The sequence below is a fragment of the Streptomyces sp. NPDC051322 genome (assembly GCF_040689485.1).
GTDB lineage: Bacteria > Actinomycetota > Actinomycetes > Streptomycetales > Streptomycetaceae > Streptomyces.
The window spans coordinates 793,118-817,286 of the sequence record NZ_JBFBAK010000002.1 but is presented as its reverse complement, the minus strand read 5'-3'; the positions used below and the strand labels follow the sequence as shown (position 1 = coordinate 817,286).

Annotated in this window: 17 protein-coding genes, 1 tRNA gene and 1 pseudogene; 12 read left to right on the top strand and 7 right to left on the bottom strand. The window is 69.2% G+C overall.

Translation table 11 applies throughout. From position 1 onward, the window contains the following. Positions 1 to 147 precede the first annotated feature (147 nt). The 6 genes from AB0436_RS07770 (at position 148) to AB0436_RS07745 (ending at position 9,758) form a co-directional block, all read left to right on the top strand. A complete protein-coding gene (locus tag AB0436_RS07770) occupies positions 148 to 2,685 on the top strand; it encodes an ATP-dependent Clp protease ATP-binding subunit (protein ID WP_366466802.1) in 2,538 nt (845 codons plus the stop codon). 111 nt (positions 2,686 to 2,796) lie between these two features. After that, positions 2,797 to 5,076, top strand: coding sequence for a catalase (locus AB0436_RS07765; RefSeq protein WP_366466801.1), 2,280 nt, complete (start codon positions 2,797 to 2,799; stop codon positions 5,074 to 5,076). Between the two features lie 232 nt (positions 5,077 to 5,308). Further along, a complete protein-coding gene (locus AB0436_RS07760) occupies positions 5,309 to 6,973 on the top strand; it encodes a ubiquinol-cytochrome c reductase cytochrome b subunit (protein ID WP_366466800.1) in 1,665 nt (554 codons plus the stop codon). 159 nt (positions 6,974 to 7,132) lie between these two features. Then, entirely contained in the window at positions 7,133 to 8,056 is a 924-nt protein-coding gene (locus AB0436_RS07755) for a 4Fe-4S dicluster domain-containing protein (RefSeq protein ID WP_366466799.1), read from the top strand. Next, a complete protein-coding gene (gene nrfD, locus AB0436_RS07750) occupies positions 8,053 to 9,096 on the top strand; it encodes an NrfD/PsrC family molybdoenzyme membrane anchor subunit (protein ID WP_366466798.1) in 1,044 nt (347 codons plus the stop codon). Before AB0436_RS07755 ends, nrfD begins: the two co-directional genes overlap by 4 nt. An 83-nt stretch (positions 9,097 to 9,179) precedes the next feature. Then, entirely contained in the window at positions 9,180 to 9,758 is a 579-nt protein-coding gene (locus tag AB0436_RS07745) for a hemerythrin domain-containing protein (protein WP_366466797.1), read from the top strand. Positions 9,759 to 9,853: 95 nt separating this feature from the next. On the opposite strand, the gene AB0436_RS07740 is transcribed toward AB0436_RS07745, so the two are convergent. From AB0436_RS07740 to AB0436_RS07725, 4 genes are read right to left on the bottom strand one after another with little or no spacing between them, the layout of a single operon-like run. Next, positions 9,854 to 10,357 (bottom strand): hypothetical protein, encoded by a 504-nt coding sequence (locus AB0436_RS07740; RefSeq protein ID WP_366466796.1) that lies wholly within the window; start codon positions 10,355 to 10,357, stop codon positions 9,854 to 9,856. Next, positions 10,347 to 10,724, bottom strand: coding sequence for a hypothetical protein (locus tag AB0436_RS07735; protein WP_366466795.1), 378 nt, complete (start codon positions 10,722 to 10,724; stop codon positions 10,347 to 10,349). The genes AB0436_RS07740 and AB0436_RS07735 overlap by 11 nt, the downstream gene beginning before the upstream one ends. Continuing rightward, entirely contained in the window at positions 10,721 to 12,421 is a 1,701-nt protein-coding gene (locus AB0436_RS07730) for a cbb3-type cytochrome c oxidase subunit I (protein ID WP_366466794.1), read from the bottom strand. The genes AB0436_RS07735 and AB0436_RS07730 overlap by 4 nt, the downstream gene beginning before the upstream one ends. Continuing rightward, positions 12,418 to 13,074 carry a cytochrome c oxidase subunit II gene (locus AB0436_RS07725; RefSeq protein ID WP_366466793.1) on the bottom strand — a complete coding sequence of 219 codons (657 nt, stop codon included), beginning with the start codon at positions 13,072 to 13,074 and terminating at the stop codon, positions 12,418 to 12,420. The genes AB0436_RS07730 and AB0436_RS07725 overlap by 4 nt, the downstream gene beginning before the upstream one ends. Positions 13,075 to 13,421: 347 nt before the next feature. On the opposite strand from AB0436_RS07725, the gene AB0436_RS07720 reads away from it, so the two are divergent. From AB0436_RS07720 to AB0436_RS07705, 4 genes are all read left to right on the top strand, one after another. After that, positions 13,422 to 14,255: a hemerythrin domain-containing protein gene (locus tag AB0436_RS07720; protein ID WP_366466792.1), complete on the top strand. Its 834-nt coding sequence runs from the start codon at positions 13,422 to 13,424 to the stop codon at positions 14,253 to 14,255. A gap of 80 nt (positions 14,256 to 14,335) precedes the next feature. Continuing rightward, the gene (gene fdh, locus AB0436_RS07715) at positions 14,336 to 17,596 is read left to right on the top strand and encodes a formate dehydrogenase (RefSeq protein ID WP_366466791.1); all 3,261 of its coding nucleotides are present in this window, start codon (positions 14,336 to 14,338) and stop codon (positions 17,594 to 17,596) included. A gap of 113 nt (positions 17,597 to 17,709) precedes the next feature. Beyond that, positions 17,710 to 17,802, top strand: a tRNA-Sec gene (locus AB0436_RS07710). A 533-nt stretch (positions 17,803 to 18,335) separates the two neighbouring features. Beyond that, entirely contained in the window at positions 18,336 to 18,944 is a 609-nt protein-coding gene (locus AB0436_RS07705) for a hypothetical protein (RefSeq protein WP_366466790.1), read from the top strand. 216 nt (positions 18,945 to 19,160) lie between these two features. Here the strand turns inward: AB0436_RS07705 and AB0436_RS07700 are convergent. Next, positions 19,161 to 19,592, bottom strand: a pseudogene (locus AB0436_RS07700) (GTP-binding protein); the annotation flags it as partial. Further along, complete coding sequence (gene selA, locus AB0436_RS07695) at positions 19,583 to 20,932, bottom strand: L-seryl-tRNA(Sec) selenium transferase (protein WP_366466789.1); 1,350 nt, start codon at positions 20,930 to 20,932, stop codon at positions 19,583 to 19,585. The pseudogene AB0436_RS07700 and the gene selA, both read right to left, overlap by 10 nt. 332 nt (positions 20,933 to 21,264) lie before the next feature. Between selA and AB0436_RS07690 the strand changes: the two genes are divergently transcribed. Next, a complete protein-coding gene (locus AB0436_RS07690; protein WP_366466788.1) occupies positions 21,265 to 22,086 on the top strand; it encodes a SigB/SigF/SigG family RNA polymerase sigma factor in 822 nt (273 codons plus the stop codon). Positions 22,087 to 22,109: 23 nt separating this feature from the next. Further along, complete coding sequence (locus AB0436_RS07685; RefSeq protein ID WP_366466787.1) at positions 22,110 to 22,544, top strand: endonuclease/exonuclease/phosphatase family protein; 435 nt, start codon at positions 22,110 to 22,112, stop codon at positions 22,542 to 22,544. On the opposite strand, the gene AB0436_RS07680 is transcribed toward AB0436_RS07685, so the two are convergent. After that, complete coding sequence (locus tag AB0436_RS07680; RefSeq protein WP_366466786.1) at positions 22,520 to 24,166, bottom strand: glycoside hydrolase family 13 protein; 1,647 nt, start codon at positions 24,164 to 24,166, stop codon at positions 22,520 to 22,522. The two genes, AB0436_RS07685 and AB0436_RS07680, sit on opposite strands and share 25 nt — an antisense overlap. Positions 24,167 to 24,169 lie beyond the last annotated feature (3 nt).

Here is a 24,169-nt window from a genome sequence, read left to right as displayed (position 1 = left end):
CGGCCGTTGCGGTGGATCGCCGCGGGTGTGGCCGGGTTTCCTGTGGGCACCCGCGACAGCAGCAGCATCGTGACCCCGACACCCCGACATCATGACCCCGACAGTGCAGCTTGTCGCGGCACCGCCGTGGCAGCGGAACGGACACGCATGAGCAGCGGTTTCATGGGTCCGGAGGGCTACCGCCCCGACCCGTTCGGTGAATTCCTCGCACGCTATTTCGGCAGCGGCGCCGATCCCCGGAGCGGTGCCCGGCCTCCCCGGCAGGCTGACCTCGCGCGGCTGATGAGCGGGCCCGCCCGGGAGTTGGTGACTGATGCGGCTTCCTACGCCGCGGAGCACGGCAGCTCCGAGCTGGGTACCGAGCATCTCCTCCGGGCGGCTCTCGAAGCGGAGCCGACGCGCAGCCTGGTGGAGGATGCGGGCGCCGACCCCGACGCCCTGGCCGCCGATATCGACCGCAGCGTCGGTTCGGGGCCCCAGCAGTCGGCCGTCGCCGTCACCCCCGCGGTCAAGCGGGCCCTGCTCGGCGCGCTGGACCTGGCACGGGCCACCGGCGCCTCGTACATCGGCCCGGAACACGTTCTCGGGGCGCTGGCGGCCAACCCCGACTCGGCGGCGGGCCGCATCCTGAACGTGATGCATTTCGATCCGCAGGCCGCCGCCATCGGCGGGCCCGGCCCACAGCCGTCCGGCACGGAGCAGCGGGCGGGGCAGCATCAGGACACTCCGACGCTCGACAAGTACAGCCGTGATCTCAACGATCTCGCCCGGGCCGGCCGGATCGATCCGGTCATCGGCCGCGAGGAGCAGATCGAGCAGACGATCGAAGTGCTGTCCCGCCGCGGCAAGAACAACCCCGTGCTGATCGGTGACGCCGGGGTCGGAAAGACCGCAATCGTCGAGGGTCTGGCCCAGCGGATCGTGGAGGGCGACGTCCCCGACACGCTGCTCGGCCGTCGGGTGGTCGCCCTCGATCTGACCGGCGTCGTCGCCGGTACCCGCTACCGCGGTGACTTCGAGGAGCGGCTGAACGGCATCATCGAGGAGATCCGTGCTCACTCCGAATCCCTCATCGTGTTCATCGACGAGTTGCACACCGTCGTCGGTGCCGGGGGCGGTGGCTCGGAGGGGTCCCTGGAAGCGAGCAACATGCTCAAGCCCGCCCTGGCTCGCGGCGAGTTGCACATCATCGGTGCCACGACGCTGGAGGAGTACCGCAGCCATATCGAGAAGGACGCCGCACTCGCGCGTCGCTTCCAGCCCATTCTCGTGCCGGAGCCCACGGCCGCGGACGCGGTGGAGATCCTGCGCGGTCTGCGTGACCGGTACGAAGCCCACCACCAGGTGCGATACACCAACGAGGCGCTGCTCGCGGCCGTCGAACTCTCCGACCGCTACATCACGGACCGTTTTCTCCCCGACAAGGCCATCGACCTGATCGACCAGACCGGTGCCCGGGTACAGCTGCGTTCACGGACCAAGGCCACCGACGTACGGGACCTGGAGCGCCAGGCCGAGCAGCTGACCAGGGACAAGGACCAGGCGGTCGCGTCCGAACAGTACGAGCGCGCCTCCGAGCTGCGCGATCGCATCAGCGCGCTCACCGAGCGGATCAGGACGGAGGAATCCGGACGGCCCGGCGACGGCCGCATCGTCGAGGTCACCGCGGAGGACATCGCCGAAGTCGTCTCACGGCAGACCGGCATCCCGGTCAGCAGCCTGACCCAGGAGGAGAAGACACGGCTGCTGGGTCTTGAGGAGCATCTGCACGCACGCGTGGTGGGGCAGGACGAAGCCGTGAAGGCCGTGTCGGAGGCGGTGCTGCGCTCCCGGGCGGGGCTCGCCGACCCCCAGCGTCCCATCGGCAGTTTCCTCTTCCTCGGGCCGACCGGGGTGGGCAAGACCGAGCTGGCTCGCGCCCTCGCCGAAGCGCTTTTCGGCAGCGAGGACCGCATGGTCCGGCTCGACATGAGCGAGTACCAGGAACGGCATACGGTCAGCCGACTGGTCGGCGCCCCACCGGGATACGTGGGGCACGAGGATGCCGGCCAGCTGACCGAGGCCGTCCGCCGACACCCGTATTCGCTGCTGCTCCTGGACGAGGTCGAGAAGGCGCACCCCGACGTCTTCAACATGCTCCTTCAGGTGCTCGACGACGGGCATCTCACCGACGCGCAGGGCCGCCGGGTGGACTTCAAGAACACGGTCGTCGTCATGACCAGCAACCTCGGTTCGGAGGCCCTGGCGGGCGGCCGCGGGGTGCTCGGCTTCGGCTCGCCGGACGCCGCGACCAGCGCGGAGAACACCGCGAAGGAGCGGGCGCTGAGCGCGCTGCGCGAGCACTTCCGTCCCGAATTCCTCAATCGTCTCGATGAGGTCATCGTCTTCCGCCGTCTCACCGAGGACCAGCTGCGCGAGATCACCCGGCTCCTGCTGGAAGGCACCCGGCGCAGGCTGCACGCCCAGCACGTCACCATCGACTTCGACCCGCAGGCCATCGACTGGATCGCCGAGCGGGGCCATCAGCCCGAGTACGGGGCGCGACCACTACGGCGCACCATCCAGCGCGAGATCGACAACACGCTGTCCCGACTGCTCCTCGACGGCGCTCTGCCGGAAGGGACCCGCGTGCGCGCCGAGGTCGAGAACGGGGAGCTGGCGTTCCACACGCACGACGGGCCGTGAGCCGAACGGGCGAGTGAACCGCCGCCGGGTCGGCCGACCCGGCGGGACGTCGTTTAAACCGCATGGGCGAAGGTCACAGCTGCGATATTGCCCCCACAGTTGGAGAGAGTGATGAGCGACAAGAATCCGGTGAAAGCCGCAGCGGAAAAGGTCACCGACACGCTGAGTGGCGGCTCCGGACCGGACGGCGGAATTCCCGGCAAGCCGGGCCCCGAGTCGCCGCCGGTCGACGAGCCGACCGAGCCCAGGGCGCCGCTGCCTCCCAAGTCGGACCAGAGCGGTCCCGATACCGTGACCCCCACCGGACAGGCGACCGGCGCCGATCAGAAGGCCATGGCTCAGTCGGGTCCCTACCTGACCACCGCTCAGGGCGCCCGCCTGTACGATTCCGATCACTCCCTCAAGGCGGGTGAGCGCGGGCCGATTCTGCTGCAGGACCACCATCTGCGGGAGAAGATCACCCACTTCGACCACGAGCGCATTCCCGAGCGCGTCGTCCACGCCCGGGGGGCCGCGGCCCACGGCGTCTTCAAGGGCTACGGGACGGCGGCGAAGGTCACCAAGGCGGCGTTTCTCACCAAGGACGCCGAGACCCCGGTCTTCGTGCGCTTCTCGACCGTCCTCGGTTCCCGCGGTTCGGCGGACACGGTACGGGACACCCGCGGATTCGCGACGAAGTTCTATACCGAAGAGGGCACGTTCGACCTGGTGGGCAACAACATTCCGGTGTTCTTCATTCAGGACGCGATCAAGTTCCCCGATGTCGTCCACGCCGCGAAACCCCATCCGGACCGGGAGATCCCGCAGGCGCAGAGCGCGCACGACACGTTCTGGGATTTCGTCACCCTGCACACGGAGGCGACACACCACACCCTCTGGAACATGTCCGACCGGGGAATTCCACGCTCCTTCCGGATGATGGAGGGCTTCGGGATCCATACGTTCCGGCTCGTCAATGCCGAAGGCGCGACGACCCTGGTGAAGTTCCACTGGAAGCCCAAGCTCGGCGTGCACTCCCTGGTGTGGGAGGAGGCGCAGATCGTCAGCGGCATGGATCCCGACTTTCACCGCCGGGACCTGGCCGATGCCATCGAGGCCGGTGCCTTCCCGCAGTGGGAAATGGGGATCCAGACCTTCCCCGACAATCCTGAGCAGATGTTCCAGGGCATCGATCTGCTGGATCCCACCAACATCGTCCCGGAGGAAATGGCGCCGGTGCAGCCGATCGGCCTGCTGACCCTCAATGCGAACCCGTCGAACTTCTTCGCCGAAACCGAGCAGGTGGCCTTCCACCCCGGCCATCTTGTGCCGGGCATCGACATCACCGATGACCCGCTGTTGTCCGGCCGGCTCTTCTCGTACCTCGACACCCAGATCAGCCGGCTCGGTGGTCCGAACTTCGCGCAGATCCCCATCAACCGCACGCATGCCCCGGTGAACGACATGCTGCGGGACGGAATGCACCAGACGGCCGTGCACAGCGGCGCAGCGCCCTACCGCCCGAATTCACTGGACGCCGGCTGTCCGTTCCTGGCGGGCGCGGACAACGGTGCGTTCGTCGAGGTACCGCTCGACGTGCCGGCAGGCAAGAAGGTACGTGAGGCCCCGGCGTCATTCGATGACCACTTCAGCCAGCCGCGGCGGTTCTGGCTCAGCATGACGCCCGTCGAGCGCGAACACATCATCGGCGCCTACACCTTCGAACTGGGCAAGTGCTACGAGCAGGCGATCAAGGAGCGGGGACTGAAGGTACTCGCCAACATCGACCCGGAGCTGTGCGAGCGGGTGGCCATGGGGCTGGGGCTTCCCGCGCCGAAGGCCACGGAGCCACTGGCATCGGTGGACCCGAGCCCCGCGCTGTCGCAACTGGGCCAGGTCTGGCCGCTGGACGGACGCATCATCGGCATCGTGGCCGACGAGCAGGGCGACCTGGCCGGCGTCCGCACGGTGCGCCAGGCCGTTCTGGATGCCGGTATGGTGCCGCTGGTCATCGCGCCGGCGGGCGGAAAGCTCGACGCAACCGGAGACCCCATCACCGTCCAGCGCACCTTCGCCACAGCCCGCTCGGTCGAGTACGACGCCATTCTGCTGGCAGGCGTACCGGGAACCGGCCGCGACGCCTACGGTTCACGCGACGCGAGGGCCGGCGAAGGAGCTACCCGGCCCGCCACAGCGACCGACCCGCGCGTTCTGCTGTTGGTCACGGAGGCGTTCCGGCATGGCAAGGCCATCGGAGGCTGGGCCGGCGCCGAGGCGGTCCTGGAAGCGGCGGGTGTCCCCGCGGACGCTCCGGGTCTGGTGATCGGCGGCGGCGGTGACAGCACGCTGGAGCAGGTCACGCAGTTGCTGGGCACGCACCGCGTCTGGGAGCGGTTCCCCACCACCGTCTGAGCGCCCTGAGCCCGTGTCACCGTTGAGGAGCAGCGGCTGACACGGGCTCAGGTCTGCCGCCCACTCCCCCGGTCGACCGGCTGACTGTGCGTTTCGAATCGATACGGACGGGACACTCGTACGCCCATCGGCTCCACCGGACAGTCAGCAGGAGGTCGAACGCACCGTGTCTGCGTCGCACAGGGAGGACCGGGCCGGCGGTCCGGCGCAGCGGGGGGAGCGCGTCGCAGTAATGTTCGACCGGCGGTTGCCGGTGATGTCGGCCGGCAAGGAATTGCTGCGCAAGGCCTTCCCCGACCATTGGTCCTTCCTGCTGGGCGAGATCGCGCTCTACAGCTTCATGGTCCTGGTCGTGACCGGTGTCTATCTCACCTTCTTTTTTCACCAGGACATGACCGAGTTGCCTTACACCGGCTCATATCGGCCGCTGCAAGGGGTCGAGGTAACGCAGGCCTACAGCTCGGTCCTGCATATCAGCTTCGATATCCGCGGCGGGCTGCTCATCCGGCAGATCCACCATTGGGGCGCGTTGGTCTTCATCGCCGCCATCGGCGTGCACATGCTGCGCATCTTCTTCACCGGGGTCTTCCGCAGGCCGCGTGAGGGCAACTGGATGATCGGTGTGACGCTGTTCTGGCTGTCCATGCTGGAGGGCTTCTGCGGCTACTCACTGCCCGACGACCTGCTGTCCGGCACGGGGTTGCGTACCGCGGACGGCATCGTGCTGTCCATTCCCGTGGTCGGCAGCTATCTGAGTTTCTTCATCTGGGGTGGGGAATACCCTGGCAAAGAGATAATTCCCCGCCTGTATGCCGCCCATATTCTGCTGATCCCCGGTATTCTGATCGCGCTGATCACCTTTCATCTCTTTCTGGTGATCTATCTGAAACACACTCAGTGGGCCAAGCGGGGAAACACGAACCGCAATGTGGTCGGCAAGCCGATGGTCCCGCAATATACCGCGAAATCCATCGGCCTCTTCTTCATCATCGCCGGCGTGCTGACCGCGATGTCCGCACTGATGCAGATCAACCCGATCTGGGACTATGGCCCCTACCGTACGGATCAGGCCTCCATCAATGCCCAACCCGACTGGTACGTGGGTTTCCTGGAGGGTGCTCTGCGGCTGATGCCCGGGGTCGAGTCGGATGTGGCCGGCCATACGATCGTGTGGAACGTGTTTCTGCCCGGGGTGGTGCTGCCGGTATCGCTTTTCGCCCTCCTCTATCTGTATCCGTTCTTCGAACGGTGGATCACCGGGCAGACCGGCGAGTACCACTTCGCCCAGCGGCCGCGTAACCAGCCCACCCGCACCGGGCTGGGGGTGGCCGGTGTCTGCGTCTACGCCGTGCTGCTCCTGGCAGGTGGTCAGGACGTGCTCGCCTACGTCTTCAAATGGCCCGTGGAGTGGCTGACGTACATCTTCCGCACCGCGTTGTTCGCCCTGCCGCTGCTGGCCTACTGGATCACCAAGCGGGCCTGCCTCGGGCTGCAGGCCCGGGACCGGCGCCGCCTCGGAGCGGGGGACGGGATCGGCGACGTGCAGCTGACCGACGCCGGCGGCTACCAGGAACGCCGCGTCCCGCTGCCGGGAGCGGAGCAGCACCGGCTCCTCGTCCGGGACGCGCCGCGCCCACTGACCTATGGCACGGAGCCCTCGCGCTTCTTCCACAAGCACCGGGTGCGCAACGCCCTCAGCTCCTGGTTCTTCCGCGACCGTGTCGAACTGCCCGCCACGGAGCAACAACAGCAGCGGATCGAGGAGGTCCTGACGGATCCCCCGGATGCGGAGGCGCAGGAGAAGGCCAAGGATGAAGGAAGAAGAGCGACCGGGCACCGGGTGAGGAAGGCAGCGGCGCGGATATTGCTGGCGGCAGGGAACAAATTGAACCCTTGATTTCGGGCCCCTGATGACGGGACAGGACAGGCATCCATGACCGACAAAAGTTCTCAGGAGGAGAGCCCGCCACGTGCCGCGCGCTCCGCGCGGAATCTGCTCGCCGGGCCGCAACCGGACGCCGCAGGGGCGGCCGGGTACACGGATCATCCTCCTCGGATGGGTTTCTTCACTGACACGTCGGTGTGCATCGGATGCAAGGCGTGCGAGGTGGCGTGCAAGGAGTGGAACGCCATTCCGGAGGACGGCCTGGAACTCACCGGCATGTCCTACGACAACACTCAGGGACTGGGTGCCGACACCTGGCGGCATGTGGCCTTCATCGAACAACGCAAGCCGCTGGGCGGCCAGGAACCAGGAGTCGACCACAGTGGTCTGAGCGTCTTCGACGCCGCTCGGCAACTCGCCACGCCTCCCGGAGCTGCCGAGGGCGGCTCGACCGCGCCGCCTCCGGAGGCGGCGGCCGACGGTGCTGCAGCCGGTGGTATCTCCCCCGTCGCAGCGGACGGACGCACGGAACTGCGCTGGCTGATGTCCTCCGACGTGTGCAAGCACTGTACGCACGCCGCCTGTCTGGATGTCTGCCCCACCGGATCCCTGTTCCGGACCGAGTTCGGCACGGTGGTCGTCCAGGAAGACATCTGCAACGGCTGCGGTTACTGTGTGCCCGCCTGTCCGTACGGGGTCATCGACCAGCGCAAGGACGACGGCCGGGTGTGGAAGTGCACCCTGTGCTACGACCGGCTCGGCGAGGGCATGGAGCCGGCCTGCGCCAAGGCGTGCCCGACCGACTCGATCCAGTTCGGGCCGCTGGAGGAGCTGCGGGAGCGTGCTGACGTACGGGTGGCTCAACTGCACGACGCCGGCGTCGCCGACGCCCGGTTGTACGGCGAGAGTCCGGACGACGGGGTGGGCGGTGACGGTGCCTTCTTCCTGCTGCTCGACCAGCCCGAGGTGTACGGGCTGCCACCGGACCCGGTGGTCACGACGCGCGATCTGCCCTCGATGTGGCGGCATGCCGGTGCGGCTGCCGTGACGCTGGCGGCCGGGGCCGCGCTCTGCTTCGCCGGGAGGTCCCGGTGAGCGAGTCCGAGGTGACCCGCGAAGGCGTCAGGGGGGCGCGGCCCGGCCGGGAGGCGGTCACCGGCAAGGCCGCCGGGCGCAAGCGGCGTGGCGGCAAGCGCGGCGAGCAACCCATGGTTCCTGAGGCGGAGTTCTCCTCCTACTACGGCAAGCCGGTCCTCAACAAGCCCACCTGGCAGGCGGCCGACATCGCCGGCTACCTCTATCTGGGCGGCCTGGCCGGGGCGTCTTCGCTGCTCGCGGCCGGCGCTCAGGCCACCGGGCGGCGCCCACTGGCCCGGACGGCCAAGACCGGCGCGGCCGCGGCCATCAGCCTGTCGCTGGCAGCGCTCGTCCATGACCTCGGGCGGCCCTCGCGCTTCATCAACATGCTGCGGGTGTTCAAGCCGACCTCACCCATGAACCTGGGGTCATGGCTGCTTGCCGGTTATGCACCGCTCGCCACCGCCTCGGCGCTCAGCGACGCCACCGGCCGGCTCCCCCGTACCGGCGCCGCGGCCACCGTCGGCGCGGCTCTGCTCGGTCCTGCCGTCGCCACCTACACGGCTGTGCTGCTTTCGGACACGGCCGTTCCGGCATGGCACGAGAGCTACCGCCAACTGCCGTTCGTCTTCGCGGGGTCCGGGGCCTCTGCCGCGGCCGGGCTGGGTCTGCTGGGCTCGCCGGTGGCGCACGCGGGTCCCGCCCGCCGGCTGGCCGCATGGGGAGCCGCGCTCGAACTCGGAGGCGCTCAGGTGATGAAGCGGCGCATGGGACTGGCCGCCGAGACCTTCGAACAGGGCAAGGCCCACCACCTGATGCGGGCGTCGGAAGTCCTGACCTCGGGCGGAGCCCTGCTGGCTCTCTGCGCCGGGCACCGGAACCGGCCGACGGCGGCGATCGCGGGGGCCGCGCTGCTCACCGGTTCGGCGGCTCTGCGCTTCGCGGTCTTTCACGCCGGCGTCGCCTCGGCCGAAGACCCCAAGTACACCGTGGTTCCGCAGCGGGAACGGTTGCACGAACAAGAAGCGCGACTGTCCGGACAGCCCGCCGCCGAGTGACCGACGGGATCCGGGTTTCGACCCGGCACCGGCGGTGACCCGTCCGGGAACGAACGTCGAACGTCGAAGAGAGAGCTGACGACATGAGTGAAGCACAGAGCGACCGGGACCAGGCAGCACGTCTTCCCGAGGGCGACGTGGTGGCGATCCTGCTGGAACAGCACGCGGATATCCGGGATCTCTTCACCCTGGTGAAGAACTCTCAGGGCGAGGCCAAACAGGAGGCGTTCGACCACCTGCGCACGCTGCTCGCAGTGCATGAGACCGCCGAAGAGATGATCGTCCGTCCGGTCGCCGAGGACACCGCGGGCAAGGAGGAGGCCGAGGCCCGCAACGAAGAGGAGAAGGAAGCGAACAAGGTCCTCTCCGAACTGGAGAAGATGGACCTGGCCAGCCCCGAGTTCGCGGCTCAACTGGCGGAGTTCGAGCAGGCGGTCATCGACCACGCCGAGCACGAGGAGCGGGAGGAGTTTCCCGCGGTGCGAGCCGGGCGGACCGAGGAGGAGCTCCAGTCCATGGGCAAGCGGCTGCGGAAGGCCGAGCGGACCGCTCCCACCCACCCCCATCCCACGGCGGCCGGTTCGCCGAAGGCGCAGTGGGCGGTGGGCCCCTTCGCGTCCATGGTCGACAGGGCGCGCGACGCCATCAGGAGCAGCGGCTGAGCGGCGGCCGGACGAGTCGGTGCGGGCCCTGCGACACATGGAGCGCGGGGCCCGCACAGGCATGGAGCCCGACCGATCGGATGAAGCGGTCCGGATCAACCGACCGGGCTCTCCGACGACAGCTCGTGGGCCGCCGCCGTCTGGATCCTTTCCTCGTCGATCACCCAGCGCCAGGTCACCACCATGGCGGCGATGCCGATCGGCAGCATGGCCACGATCATCGCGAGCCCGCCGAAGGTGTCTCCCAGGGCGATCATCCCGACCGCGGGCATGTCCAGCAGCGGTGCGGCGAGAAACAGGTACATGCAGCGCCCCGGATCGCTCAGCCGGTGACGGGTCCCCAGCACCGGCAGCCAGAAGAGGAAGCCGCCCGCGATCAGCACTGCCTCCAGCGCCCGGTGCAGAAGCGGGCCCGGAGGGTACCTGCAACTGCCGAGCGTGACAGCGGCGTGCAGCAGCAGGAACAGCGACAGCGCCGGTGCCGGTGGCAGCGTGACACGCTGCCAGAACCGGCCGGCCCGGGTGATCAGGATGACGGCGGGGACCAGCACGGCGATGACGAACGCCGCCCAGCCCATCTCGACTGCCTCAATCACCACGGGGCAGTTCCTCCTTCTCCAGCGGGCCCCGCCTGACGCGCAGGACCAGGGCCAAGGCAAGGAGCGGGGCGGCCAGGGCGATCAGCCAGAACCCGTAGATGAACGACAGCCCCACGATCGCCGCCCCCAGAGCGGTCGGCAGGGCCGCCGCCTCTCCCTTGGCCGGCAACCGGTAACGCCGGTGCTGTTCGGGACCGGTCAGCGACGACAGCAGCACCGCCAGGGCGGCCAGTTCGATCAGCACGACGACTCCGCCCCAGAGCCAGTAGACAAGGGAGCTCTCGCCGTAGATGGCCAGTACTGCGAGAAGGATGCCGTTCAGCAGCCCCCAGCCGGCCACCACCAGAAACGCCGGATGCCTCTTCATGACCGGCCTCCCGGGCCGGGCTCCGAACCGGTGGCGGCTCCTTCGGCGGCTGCTGCCGCAGCGCGTTGCCTGAGGTCGAGGAGCGGCGCATGGCCGGTGATGGGGGGCAGCGGATGCTCGGCGGTGAAATTCATTCGTGGTGGCGGTGACGTGGTGGCCCATTCCAGGGTGTGCGCGTCCCAGGGGTTGTCACCGGCCGGTGGCCGCTCCGGGTGCAGGGCACGCTTGCGCAGCGTCCAGAAGACGTTGACCACGAAGACGGTCATGGCCGCGGCCAGAGCGGCCGCACCACAGGTGGCCAGCAGGTTGAGCAGGCCGAATCCGTCGAACGTCTGGTAGGTGTACACCCGGCGGGGCATCCCCGCGTAGCCGAGGCCGAACATCGGCAGGAAGGTGAGGTTGGCACCGAGGACCATCAGCCAGAAGTGGATCTTGCCGAGCCGTTCGCTCAGCAGCACTCCGGTGACCTTGGGGAACCAGAAGTACACCGCGGCGAAGAGACCGAAGGCGCTGCCCGCGAACAGCACGTAGTGCAGGTGCGCGACGATGAAGTAGCTGTCGGTGACGTGGTAGTCGACGACCGGGGTACCGACCATGATGCCGGTCAGCCCGCCGATCAGGAACTGCGGGATGAAGGCGAGGGCGAAGAGCATCGGGGTGCGGAAGCGGAGGCGTCCACCGAGCACCGTACCGAGCATGCCGAAGTACTCCACACCCGCGGGGATCAGCAGCGTGATCGACGTCAGCGAGTAGTAGTCGTTGGCGGCCTGTCCGGTGGCGAACATGTGGTGTCCCCATACGCTCATCGACAGCGCCGCGAACGCCAGCAGGGACAGGACCGTCCCCTTGTAGCCGAAGGGAGCCCGCCCGGAGAAGACCGCCAGCACCTCGATGACCGCGGCCAGGTAGGGGAAGAACATCACGTAGACGACCGGGTGACCGTAGAACCAGAACAGGTGCTGATAGCCGATGTTCCACACGTTCGATGTGAAGACCGACGGGTCGGCGCGACCCGCTGTCAGCAGGCTCAGGGCGGCGAGCAGGGAGGGGAACGACCCGATGACCATCAGGCAGGTGACGACCATCGACCAGGAGAAGACCGGCATCCGCAGCATGGTCATTCCCTTGGCCCGTTTGCGCAGCGCAGTCCACAGCACGGCCCAACCCATGATGATCATGCCGATCGTGGTGAGGAACACGCCGACGATCCACAGGTCCGAGCCCATGCCGGGGGAATGCTCGCTGTCGGCCATCGGGGGGTAGGAGAACCAGCCGTCCGCATGCGCACCGGTGGGTGTGGCGAACCCGGTCAGGATGATGACCGCTCCACTGACGTACAGCCAGTAGCCCAGCAGTGTGGTGCGGGGGATGGCGATCGTCGGCGCGCCGATCTGCAGGGGAACGAGATACACGCCGAGTCCCAGCGCGAACGGCGTCATCACCAGGTAGATCATGCCGGAGCCATGAATGGTGAACAGCTGGTTGTACGTCTGGGCGTCCACGAAGTGTTCGTCGGGCTGCGTCAGTTGGCTGCGCATCAGGAGGGCCAGGATGCCCATCAGCAGCAGCAGTACGAGCGAGGTGGCGACCGTGAGGATACCGATGCGTTTGTGGTCGGTTGTGGTGATCCAGTCGAGCCAGCCGGCCGGCTTGACGGTCCGGGACCCCGCGTTCTCCGCGGGAGGCGCCACGGTCATGCCGCGGCCCCGGCCGTATGCCCCGCCGACTGGGCGGCGAGCCACTTGCTGTACTTCTCCGGGGACACCGCCTTGAACCAGAAGTGCATCTCGGCATGGCGTTCCCCGCAGAACTCGGCGCACCTGCCGATCCAGCGGCCCTCCCGGTCCATGGTGATGGTGAAGGTGTTCTTGTGGTCGGGAAAGGCGTCCATCTTGTAGCGCAGCGCGGGAACCCACAGCGAGTGGATCACGTCTCGCGAGGTGACCGTCACCTGGATGGTGCGCCCGGTCGGTACGACGAGTGTGGGGAGCTTGTCGCCGCGGCAGTTCGACGTCGTACTGACCGGTTTCGACGCCTGCGGATAACTGAACTTCCAGCACCACTGGAACGCCGTCACATTCACCCGCACCGGTGACTGTTGCGCTGTCTGCTGTTCCCGGTGGTTCTGCCACGCGGTGTAGGCGACCAGGAACGCGGCGATGGCGGCGAGCACCACGACGTAGCACTTCTCCAGCTTCGGCCGGTTGGCGCGATGGGAGGCGGCGATGCCCGGACGCGCCCTACGGCGGGCAACGGAGAAGAACACCATGCCGAGGATCACCAGGAAGACCACGCCGGCGATGATCGACTCCAGGCCGAAGACCTGACCGAAGATGTGCCGCCGGTTCATCGCTGCTCCCGGCGCCCCCGGCGGCCCCCCGCCGGCACCGACCCGCCGGCGTGGTGATCCGGCGTTCCGTTTCCGGCGCGCCTTAGTCGGATCAAGAATCGCATGGGATCACTCCTGTCGGGTCGCGCCAAGTCCGGCGCGCAGCCACCTGGACCCTACGGTCGTGCGTGGTGGGCTGCGAGGGGACACACCGCACGGCCAAGTGCCCGGTGATGGCGCTCCGACACGTCCCTTGCGTGGAATAGCCGGAAGTTTTGCCCGCTGGGATGCGGGTACCCAGCGTTTCCGGAACGGCAGACCTCCGGGAGCGGCAGCGTTTCCGGAACGGCGCAGGAGGCGAAGCGAGAGTGCCCACTCAGGAGCAGGTGCTCCGTTTGCTGGAGGCCGGCCTCGATTACCGCGAAGCAGCGGCGCGTCTCGGCGTGCCCGCCGGGCAGGCGTTCCTGATCGCCACCGGCCTGCCGGCCGACGGTGGGGACACTTTGACCGGGGAGGAACAGCGGCGGCCGGGCATGCCGTCGTCCTCCACGCAGCACCTGGTCAACCCGGCGGCGGAGAACCCGACCGGTAAGGACTCCGTACGGCAGTGGTTGAAGCAGCGGGCGGCCGCGGACACGCAGATGCGGTCCGCCGCGCAGCGCCGGGACGCGGACCCGGGGAGCAGTCAGGACACCGACGAGACCGACGAGGTGACGGACCTGCTCACCCGCGACCACGACCGGGTTACCGCCCTGCTCAAACAGCTGAAGACGATCCCGGGCCGAAAGAAGGGCGGGTCGCCGGCGCAGATGTCCCGCCGCGGCTCCATCGTGGACATGATCGAGGTGGTCCTGGCCGCTCACGAGCCCGCGGAGCAGCAGCACTTGTGGCCGGCCGTGCGACGGGTGCTCGGCGACGGGGATGCCCTCGCCGACCAGGCCCTGGAACAGGAACGGGAGGGAACGCGGACGCTGGCCGCACTGGCCGCCGCCGCGCCCGACACCGATGAGTTCGACGACCTGGCGGAGCAGTTGAGCAGCCGGCTGCGTCGGCACGTCGCCTTCGAGGACACCGTGTTCGCCGCGCTCCGCGATGCGCTGTCGGCGGACGAACGAAGCGCGCTCGGAAAGAAACTGCGGCGAGCCCGCAGTGCCGAACCGACGCGCCCCCACCTGCACGGCACAGCGGAGACGGACCCCTAGACGAGCAGGCGGGCAACGGCCGGCGGAGGAACGGCCGAGACGGGCCGACGGAGACTGCGCGACTGCGAGAGGCGGATGTCATGGGTGTGCGGACCTGGATCGACTCCTGGCCGGTGTACCGGCAGCTGAAGGGCGACGACCCACTGGGTCGCGGTGCGGCGGCCAAGAGCGCGCACAGCACCCGGCTCGCTCCGCGTGTCGCCACCGCGGACAAAGTGGTGAAGTCGATCTGTCCGTACTGCGCGGTGGGCTGCGGCCAGAACGTCTACGTGCAGGACGAGCAGGTGACGCAGATCGAAGGGGACCCCGACTCCCCCGTGTCGCGCGGCAGGTTGTGCCCGAAGGGCTCAGCCAGTCTGCAGCTGACCACCGGCTCCGCCAGGGAACACGGTGTGCTCTACCGCAGGCCGCATGGGACCGAATGGGAACGGCTGGACCCGGACACGGCCATGCACATGATCGCCGACCGTGTCATCAAGGCCCGCCGGGAGGGCTGGCAGTGGGAGGCGGACGGGGTACGTACCCGGCGCACCCTGGGTATTGCCAGTCTGGGCGGTGCCACCCTCGACAATGAGGAAAACTACCTGATCAAGAAGCTCTTCACCGCGCTCGGCGCCGTACAGATCGAGAACCAGGCCCGAGTTTGACACTCTGCCACCGTCCCCAGTGTGGGGACCTCGTTCGGCCGCGGCGGCGCGACCACCTTCCAGCAGGATCTGCAGAACTCGGACTGCATCGTCATCGAGGGCTCCAACATGGCCGAGTGCCATCCGGTGGGGTTCCAGTGGGTGATGGAGGCCAAGGCGCGCGGAGCGAAGGTGATCCACGTCGATCCGCGGTTCACCAGGACCAGCGCGCTCGCCGACGTGCACGTGCCTCTGCGCGCGGGCAGCGACATCGCCTTTCTCGGCGGCATCATCAACTACGTGCTGCAGAACGACAAGTACTTCCGTGACTACGTCGTCGCGTACACCAACGCGCCGGTCATTCTGCGGGAGGATTTCCAGGACACCGAAGATCTCGACGGGGTCTTCTCCGGGCTGGACGTGGACAACCGCACGTACGACAACAGCACGTGGCAGTACCAGGGCATGGAGGTGCAGGCGGCATCGGGCCAGCGCGACCAGATGTACGAGAAGCGGACCGGAGGCGGCAGTTCGGTCGCCGAGTCGGGCGGCGGGGAAGCACACGGTTCGGGCGGGGCCGTGCTCGGCGAGGGCGAACCGGAACGCGACGAGAGCCTGAGCCACCCGCGGTGTGTGTTCCAGGTCGTCAAGCGGCACTACCAGCGGTACACACCGGAGATGGTGGAGGACATCTGTGGCGTACCGCAGGACATGTTCCGCCAGGTCTGTGAACTCGTCACGGAGAACTCCGGTCGGGAGCGCACGACCGCCTTCGCCTACGCCGTGGGATGGACTCAGCACACGGTGGGGGCGCAGTACATTCGCTCGGCCGCGATCCTGCAGAGCCTGCTGGGCAACATCGGGCGCCCGGGAGGCGGGATTCTGGCTCTGCGCGGACATGCGTCGATCCAGGGTTCTACCGATATCCCGACGCTGTTCAACCTGCTGCCGGGTTACATCCCGATGCCGCACGCGCACAAGGGCCAGGATCTCGATGCCTTCGTCAAGGCGGAGAGCGCCGACAAGGGTTTCTGGGGCGAGACGCGCTCCTACCTGGTGAGCCTGTTGAAGGCCTACTGGGGAGAGGCCGCTACCCAGGACAACGACTTCTGCTTCGACTACCTACCCCGACTCACCGGGTCGCACAGCACCTACGAGACGGTCATGGCGCAGTTGGACGGCGTCTGCAAAGGCTACTTCCTGCTGGGCGAGAACCCGGCCGTGGGCTCGGCCAACGCGAAGATGCAGCGCCTGGGCATGGCCAATCTGGACTGGCTGGTGGTCCGGGACTTCTCGCTCATCGAGTCCGCCACCTGGTGGAAGGACGGTCCGGAGATCGAAACGGGCGAACTGCGCACCGAGGACATCGGCACGGAAGTGTTCTTCCTGCCGGCCGCGGCCCACACCGAGAAGGACGGCAGCTTCACCAACACCCAGCGCATGCTGCAGTGGCACCATCAGGCGGTGGAGCCCGCCGGTGACGCGCGCAGTGATCTGTGGTTCATGTACCACCTGGGTCGCATCCTCAAAGAGAAACTCGCCGGTTCCGCCGACGAGATGGACCGGCCCGTGTTGGATCTCACCTGGGACTATCCGACCACGGGCGAGCGGGCCGAACCCGAGGCCGAAGCGGTCCTCGCGGAGATCAACGGCTATGACGCCGAAGGACAGCCGCTCGCCTCGTACGAGCAGCTCAACCCCGACGGTTCCACGGCCTGCGGTTGCTGGATCTACTGCGGGGTCTACGCGGACGGCGTCAACCAGGCCGCCCGCCGCAAGCCGGGCAAGGAGCAGAACTGGGTGGCGAACGAGTGGGGCTGGGCCTGGCCCGCCAATCGCCGCATCCTGTACAACCGGGCGTCGGCGGACCCGGACGGCAAACCATGGAGCGAACGCAAGGCGCTGGTGTGGTGGGACGCGGACGAAGCACAGTGGACCGGGCACGACATTCCCGACTTCGCAGCCGATAAGTCGCCCTCCCACCAGCCCCCGAAGAACGCCACCGGCGCCGAGGCGCTGTCCGGTACGGACGCCTTCATCATGCAGGCGGACGGCAAGGCGTGGCTCCATGTGCCGTCAGGCCTGACCGACGGCCCGCTGCCCGCCCACTACGAGCCCCAGGAGTCCCCCTTCCGCAACCCGCTGTACTCCCAGCAGCGCAACCCCGTCCGGCATCTGCCCCCGCCCCATCCCGGCAACCGGTATCACCCCAGTGGGACCGGGCCGGGTGCGGACGTCTTCCCGTACGTGCTGACCACTTACCGCCTCACCGAGCACCACACGGCCGGTGGGATGACCCGGTGGCAGCCGTATCTGGCGGAGTTGCAACCCGAGTTCTTCTGTGAGGTGTCGCCGGAACTGGCCGCCGAGAGGGGCCTGACGCACATGGACTGGGCCACGGTCGTCAGTGCCCGGGGGGTGGTCGAGGCACGGGTGCTGGTCACTGACCGGATGGCGCCGCTGACCGTACGCGGGCGCACGCTGCATCAGGTCGGGCTGCCCTACCACTGGGGACCGAACGGCTACACCGTCGGGGACGCCGCCAACGAGCTCACCCACCTGTCGCTCGACCCCAACACACACATCCAGGAAAGCAAAGTCCTCACCTGTGACATCCGCCCGGGCAGGCGTCCGCGCGGTCCGGCAGCCGTGGCGTTCGTCCGCGCCTACCGGGAGCGGGCCGGGATCGACGAGCACACCGGGACGGAACCCTGAGGCACCCGCGGCCGTCCGCGGCGACACCAGCCGTTCGCGGCTGGGGTGTTGCTCCGCGAGTGCGCCTCCCCGGCGTAGGCTGGCCGGGCAGTCGGGCGTGCAGTCGCTCGCGGGGAGGCGTGTGGGTGCCTGGTGGCCCTCCCGGTCTTCAAAACCGAGGTGCCCGAGCATCTCGGGCAGGCGGGTTCGATTCCCGTCCGCCTCCGCTCCTCGCATCGGTTCGGCAGCGCCGAAGCGTCCCGTCGACACGCTCGGTGCGCCCGGTGCGGTCCAGGTACTCCAACAGCGGTACCGCCACCCGGCGGGTGGTGTCCAGCGCCCGGCGGGCCTCGCTCATGGTGAACGGCTGGTTCAGCCCGGCCAGGATCTCGACCGCCCGGATGTCCGCGCCGGGCAACAGCACGATGCCATCGGTGATCTTCAGCAACGCCCCCGCAGCCACCGCCGCGGCCACCATGGAGGGGGACAGGGCGAGTTCGCCCATCCGGTGGGCCTCCGGCGCACGGAACGGAGCCACCGCCAGCTCGCTCCGGACCGCCTCGACCGCGACTCGGACCTCGGCGGGCAACTCCGGCCGGGCCGCACGCCCGTAGATCCTTCCGCCACGCTGCCGCAGGCCTGCCGCGTCTGCCGCTCCTGCCGCGCTGACCAGCGCGTCGACCAGGCACCGGTCGGGCAGACCGAGAAGCCGCCGGGCGGCTTCGGCGGGCAGACCGGGATCCATCGGATGTGCGGCGGCGTGCTCGTCGACCGCGGCTGTCAGGCGCAGCCCGAGTTCCTCCCACCGGGCTGCGTCGGCCAGCCAGTTACCGGCCACCGGGTCGGCGACCGGCCGCACGCCCATGGCCACCAGCTCCTCCCGCCGGATCAGTCCGCGCCGTTCGAGCTCGGTGGCCCCGTCGGGGTTTCCGGTCATGCCGGCGAGTTGCTGGGCGCGGGCGGCGGCCGCGCCGCGCCGGGTCAGCCGAGGCGGTCGGACGTCCAGCACCGTGACGCCGGCCGGAATGCCGTGCCGGCCCGGGTCCCGCAGCAGCGCCGCATCACCGATCCGCAGCGGCAGCTTCCGTGGAAGTTGCAGTCTGGCGGTGTCCTCGCCCAGCGGCCGGACGGTGACCGGCACGGCCGCCGAGCCGACGTGCAGCGTCAGCCGCCGGGGCAGTTCCACCGCAGCCGCCCCGTGCAGGCGTACGTCGATCAGCTCGGCGGCGAGCCAGCGCCCCGGAGTGAGCAGGGCGTCGCCGCGCCGGATCCGCCCGGCGCGCGGGCCGTGCACATTGACCGCGACCCGGGCGACGGCGCTCATCTCGTCGTGGTCCTCGTTCAGCGATTGCAGACCCCGTACCCGTAGCGGCTCCGCGCCGTCCCCAGGGACCAGGTGGTCGCCCACCCGGATCGTGCCGCCGCCCAGTGTTCCGGTGACGACCGTTCCACGGCCGCGCACCGTGAACGCCCGGTCCACCCACAGGCGTACATCGGCGTCGGCGTCGGGAACGGGCAGCGCTTCGGTGAGCCGTGCCAGGGCCGCCCGCAGTTTCTCCAGGCCGGCCCCGGTGAGCGCGCTGACCGCGACCGACTCGACGTCGCCGAGGGAGCTCGCCGCCATCCGCTGCAGCGCCTCGGACCGTACGGGTTCGGGGTCGGCGAGGTCGCTGCGGGTCACCGCGAGGAGCCCGTGCCGCACTCCGAGGGCGTTCAGAATGGCCAGGTGTTCCTCCGACTGCGGCTGCCATCCCTGATCGGCCGCGACGACGAAGAGGACAGCCGGCGCCGGCCCCACCCCGGCGAGCATGTTGCCGACCAGCCTTTCGTGGCCGGGCACGTCGACGAAGACCGTCTGCTCGCCGCCGGGTGCCCGCGGAGTCCACACGAACCCCAGGTCGATGGTCAGGCCGCGACGGCGCTCCTCCTCCCACCGGTCGGGCTCCATGCCGGTCAGCGCCCGGACCAGAGCGGACTTCCCGTGGTCGACGTGCCCAGCGGTGCAGATCACGTGCATGAGGCGTCACCCCGCGCGGCGACGGTACGGATCGCGCGGGCCACATCCGGGTCCTGGTCGCCGGGGACCGCGCGCAGGTCGAGCAGACAGCGTCCGCCCTCGATCCGGCCCATCACCGGCTGCGGCCCGGTGCGGAGCTCCACGGCATAGAGCTCCGGCAGCGAGACGGCGGCGCTCGGCAGGGTCACCCCGGGGGCTCCCCCGCCCCCGACGGTCGCCTCACTGCGGACGGCCCGGGCGTCGATGCCTTCCTCGCGCAGTCCTGCGGCCATCGATTCGGCCCGGACACAGAGTGCCGCCGGATCGGCGTGCAGCGCGGCGTGAGTGGGGGTTTCCGGTCCCCGCAGGCTCGCCTCGAGTGCGGCCAGGGTCATCTTGTCGACCCGCAGTGCCCGGGCCAGCGGATGCCGGGCCATCCGCCGGACCAGGTCCTCCTGTCCCAGCACCAGGCCGCACTGGGGGCCGCCGAGGAGCTTGTCGCCGCTGGCGGTGACGAGGGCCGCGCCGGCTGCCAGCCAACTGCCCGCATCAGGCTCCTCGGGCAGCAGCGGGTCCGCCGCGAGCAGGCCGGAGCCGATGTCGGCGACGACCGGTACACCGAGGCGGGACAGGTCGGAGACGGGCACGCTACGGGTGAATCCGGTGATGCGGAAGTTCGACGGGTGAACCTTCAGCAAGAAGCCGGTATCGGCTCCGACGGCTTCCGCGTAGTCGTCAGGTGTCGTCCTGTTGGTCGTACCGACCTCACGGAGCCGTGCACCGGTCGAGACGAGCAGATCGGGGAGACGGAATCCGTCGCCGATCTCCACCATCTCGCCCCGGCTGACGATGATCTCCCGGCCGGCTGCGAGCGCGGTCGCGGCGAGTACCAGTGCCGCCGCACCGTTGTTCACGATGTGTGCGGCCCCGGCGAGCGGCGCCCGCTCCAGAAGTGCGTTCAGCACCGAGCGGCCACGGCGGTCGCGGGTGCCGGTCCGCAGGTCGAGTTCCACGTCGGTCGGTCCACAGGCGTCGGCCACCGCCTCCCGTGCCGCCGCCGACAACGGGGCGCGCCCGAGGTTGGTGTGCAGCAGCACCCCCGTGGCGTTGATCACCGGTGTCAGCCCCCCTGCTGTCCGGGGCAGCGCGGCCACTGCCGCGTCAGCGACGGCCGCCGCGGCGATCTCACCCCTTCTGGCTCGCTGCTGGGCCGACTTGACCAGAGGTTTCACCACGCCGGGGCCCAGTCGGTGCAGGGCCTCCACGAGTCGGGGATCCGTCAGCACGGTGTCCGTCCGCGTCACCTGACGCCGTATATCGGTGGGCATCCGGGCCGGTGCCCGCACGCTGTCGCCGTTCATCGCCTCGACCGCTCCTCTCGTCCCTGCTCGTCATGTCGACCGCTGCTCTGCGGATACCCACCGTGGTGCCCTTCCTGCGGGCGGTTCCGCCTCGGCCTGCGCACGCTGCCGCCACCCGGGCGAACCTGGCGCGTACGGCCCGGTTGGGGTTGCGTGCGGGCGTGTTTGCCCAGTGAATGGTGGGGCAGGCGGTTTTTCGTGCTTCGGACCGGAGGCACGTCCGTTGGGCACGGTTTGATGGCTCCGGGCGCGCGGCTTCCTGCAACAGGCCCGGCCCGGCGGCGCCGGTCCCGCGGTGACTGGTTCGGCTGCGTGCTCGAGGAGCGGATCACATGCACACTCTGACCAGGGACCGGCGTTCGTACGAGGACGCCCCCGACACCCTGGACGTGTTCACCCGACTGGCGGCGCTGCCGGAGGGCCCCGAACGCCGGGCGGTACGGGACGAATTGGTCAGGGCATGGCTGCCCATGGCCGAGCGGATCGCCCGCCGCTTCCGCAGCCGTGGCGAGTCGCTGGAGGATCTCTGCCAGGTTGCGGCCCTGGGCCTGGTGAAAGCCATCGATGGTTACGACGTCGAGCGCGGGGCCTTCGAGAGTTACGCCGTCCCCACCATCACGGGCGAGGTCAAGCGGCACTTCCGCGACTACATGTGGACCCTCCATGTACCGCGCCGAGTCCAGGAACTGCGCAACACCGTGCGCATCGCCCGGCGGAACCTGCAGGCCGCCGGCAGCAGCGAGCCCACCGTCGCTCAGCTCGCCGAAGAGACCGGGCTGAGCCAGGAGAACGTGAAGGCCGGGCTCGAAGCGCTCGGCAGCTTCAAGGCCCTCTCGCTGGACGCCGAACTCGCCGGCCCTGACGGGGGCTTCGCCCTCAGCGAGACCGTCGGCGGTCCGGACACCGCTCTCGACATCGTCCTCGACCGGGAAGCCGTCAAGCCCCTGCTGCGCCATCTGTCCCAGCGCGAACAGCGGATCCTCTATCTCCGCTTCTTCCACGACATGACGCAGAGTCAGATCGCGAAGGAGCTCGGCCTGTCGCAGATGCACGTCTCGCGCCTCATCAGCACTTCCTGCAGCCGCATCCGGGAACAGGCCACCCGGGAGCTCCCGAACCGCATCCACGGTGAGAAAGCCACGCTGACGGTGTGAGGCAGCATGGGTGAGCTGACGGCATGACGGACGCGGAAGGCCGCCTGCGGGTCCTGACCATGAACGTGCTGGAGCTGCGCTACGCCGACGGCCCCCGGCGAAGGGCCGCACTGCGCCGGACACTGCTCGAGCTGAGCCCGGATGTGATGGCTCTGCAGGAGGTCGGCCGCCAGGAGGTGACCGGCCTCCACGAGGCGGGCTGGCACGTCGCACCGCATCCTCACTGGTCCGCCGACGGCGTCGGGTCGGGTCGGGTCCGGCAGGGAGACATGGCCGAAGAGGCGGGGCGCCGGATCGATGTGATCATGGTGCGCTGCGACCGCTACGGGCCGACCCTGCACCTCGCCGACTGCCGGCGGATCCTGGTGACTCCGACGGCAGGACCACAGGTCAGCGATCACTACGGCCTGGTGGCCGATCTGACTCTTCCCGATCACCTGCCCGGGAGCTGGGCATGAAGCCAGGCGGCTGTGTCCGGTGGCAGGAGCGGTTGCGCTTCCGGCAGGCGCGCGCTCGTCAGGAGCGGCGGTGGCGAAGCGGGTAGCAGGGCAGGCTCGTGGCCGGCGTTGACGACACAGCGCAGAGCCCCGACCGTGAAGTCCAGCACGCCTTCGGGCGCCGACGGGTTCCAGCTGAGGTGAGCGCTCGGCGGTTGGGTGCGGCGCAATCGCAGGGCTGCCCGGTACAGGCTCAGCGTGCTGTCCGGGTCCTCCGACTGGGCTTCGACGGACAGCGCGCCGAAGAGGTCGGGTTGCGGCAGCCAGCCGGGTCCCGTACCGAAGCCGTACGACGGCCCGGTACGGGACCAGGGCAACGGCACCCGGCAACCGTCCCGGCCCTTGCGGGCGCCTCCGGAACGCCGGTGCACCGGGTCCTGGAGGACGTCGACCGGCAGGTCGGCGACCTCGGGCAGGCCGAGTTCCTCGCCCTGGTAGAGGTAGGCGGCGCCGGGAAGCGCGAGGAGCAGCAGGGCGGCCGCCCGGGCGCGGCGCCGGACCGCAGCAGGGTCGAGCGCGGGCTGCGTACCACCGGAGACCAGCCAACGCTCGTGGTCGGCGCCCTCGGGCAGGCACAGCCGGGAGGCATGGCGGATGACGTCGTGGTTGGACAGGACCCAGGTGGGCGCGGATCCGGAGGTTTCCGCGAGGGCGATGGACCGGTCGATGGTCGCGCGCAGCGCTGTCGCCCCCCAGCCCGCCCCGAGGAAGTCGAAGTTGAATGCCTGGTGCAATTCGTCCGGGCGGGTGTAGAGAGCCCGGCGGTCCAGGGCGGCCCAGGACTCGGCGACCGTCACACGCGGTGGGCGGTATGCGTCGGTGACCTGCCGGAAGCCCCGCAGAATGTCATGTACGCTCTCGCGGTCCCAGAAGGGATGATCGCCCTCCCAGCCGTCCCCCACGATCTTGTGGTGGACCTGGCCCGGGCCGAGATCACGCAGGGGTTCGGCCAGGTCCTTCGCCATGCCGTGGGCCACGTCGAAGCGGAAGCCGTCGACTCCGCGATCGAGCCAGAAGCGCAGCACACTGTGGAATTCCTTGACGACCTCGGGGTGTGCCCAGTCGAGGTCGGGCTGTTCGGGGGCGAACAGATGCAGGTACCACTGCCCGTCGGGCACCCGCTGCCAGGCCGGGCCACCGAACACGGACCGCCAGTCGGTGGGCGGGGTCGCACCGCCGTCGCGGCCGTCCCGGAAGACGTACCGCGCACGGGCGGGGCCGCCCGGTTCCGCCAGGGCCTGCTGGAACCACGCGTGCTGGTCGGAGGTGTGGTTGGGGACGATGTCGACGATGACGCGCAGGCCCAGTTCGTGGGCGTGGACGAGCAGGGAGTCGGCGTCTGCCAAGGTGCCGAAGCGGGGGTCCACATCGCGGTAGTCGGCGACGTCGTAACCGCCGTCGACCATCGGCGAGGGATAGAAGGGCGTGATCCATACGGCGTCCGCGCCGAGCGCGGCGACGTGGTCCAGGTGGGCCGTGATGCCGGGCAGGTCCCCGAGGCCGTCGCCGTCGCCGTCGGCGAAGCTGCGGACGTAGATCTGGTAGATGACGGCCCTGCGCCACCAGGCGTGGTTCTCGGACATGCG

Coding starts and splice junctions, on each gene's coding strand:
- AB0436_RS07690 (WP_366466788.1), top strand. CDS start 21,265: ATGCACACTCTGACCAGGGACCGGCGTTCGTACGAGGACGCCCCCGAC.
- AB0436_RS07755 (WP_366466799.1), top strand. CDS start 7,133: ATGGGTTTCTTCACTGACACGTCGGTGTGCATCGGATGCAAGGCGTGC.
- AB0436_RS07680 (WP_366466786.1), bottom strand. CDS start 24,166: ATGTCCGAGAACCACGCCTGGTGGCGCAGGGCCGTCATCTACCAGATC.
- AB0436_RS07745 (WP_366466797.1), top strand. CDS start 9,180: ATGAGTGAAGCACAGAGCGACCGGGACCAGGCAGCACGTCTTCCCGAG.
- AB0436_RS07730 (WP_366466794.1), bottom strand. CDS start 12,421: ATGACCGTGGCGCCTCCCGCGGAGAACGCGGGGTCCCGGACCGTCAAG.
- AB0436_RS07770 (WP_366466802.1), top strand. CDS start 148: ATGAGCAGCGGTTTCATGGGTCCGGAGGGCTACCGCCCCGACCCGTTC.
- AB0436_RS07685 (WP_366466787.1), top strand. CDS start 22,110: ATGACGGACGCGGAAGGCCGCCTGCGGGTCCTGACCATGAACGTGCTG.
- AB0436_RS07735 (WP_366466795.1), bottom strand. CDS start 10,724: ATGAAGAGGCATCCGGCGTTTCTGGTGGTGGCCGGCTGGGGGCTGCTG.
- AB0436_RS07725 (WP_366466793.1), bottom strand. CDS start 13,074: ATGAACCGGCGGCACATCTTCGGTCAGGTCTTCGGCCTGGAGTCGATC.
- AB0436_RS07760 (WP_366466800.1), top strand. CDS start 5,309: ATGTTCGACCGGCGGTTGCCGGTGATGTCGGCCGGCAAGGAATTGCTG.
- AB0436_RS07765 (WP_366466801.1), top strand. CDS start 2,797: ATGAGCGACAAGAATCCGGTGAAAGCCGCAGCGGAAAAGGTCACCGAC.
- selA (WP_366466789.1), bottom strand. CDS start 20,932: ATGAACGGCGACAGCGTGCGGGCACCGGCCCGGATGCCCACCGATATA.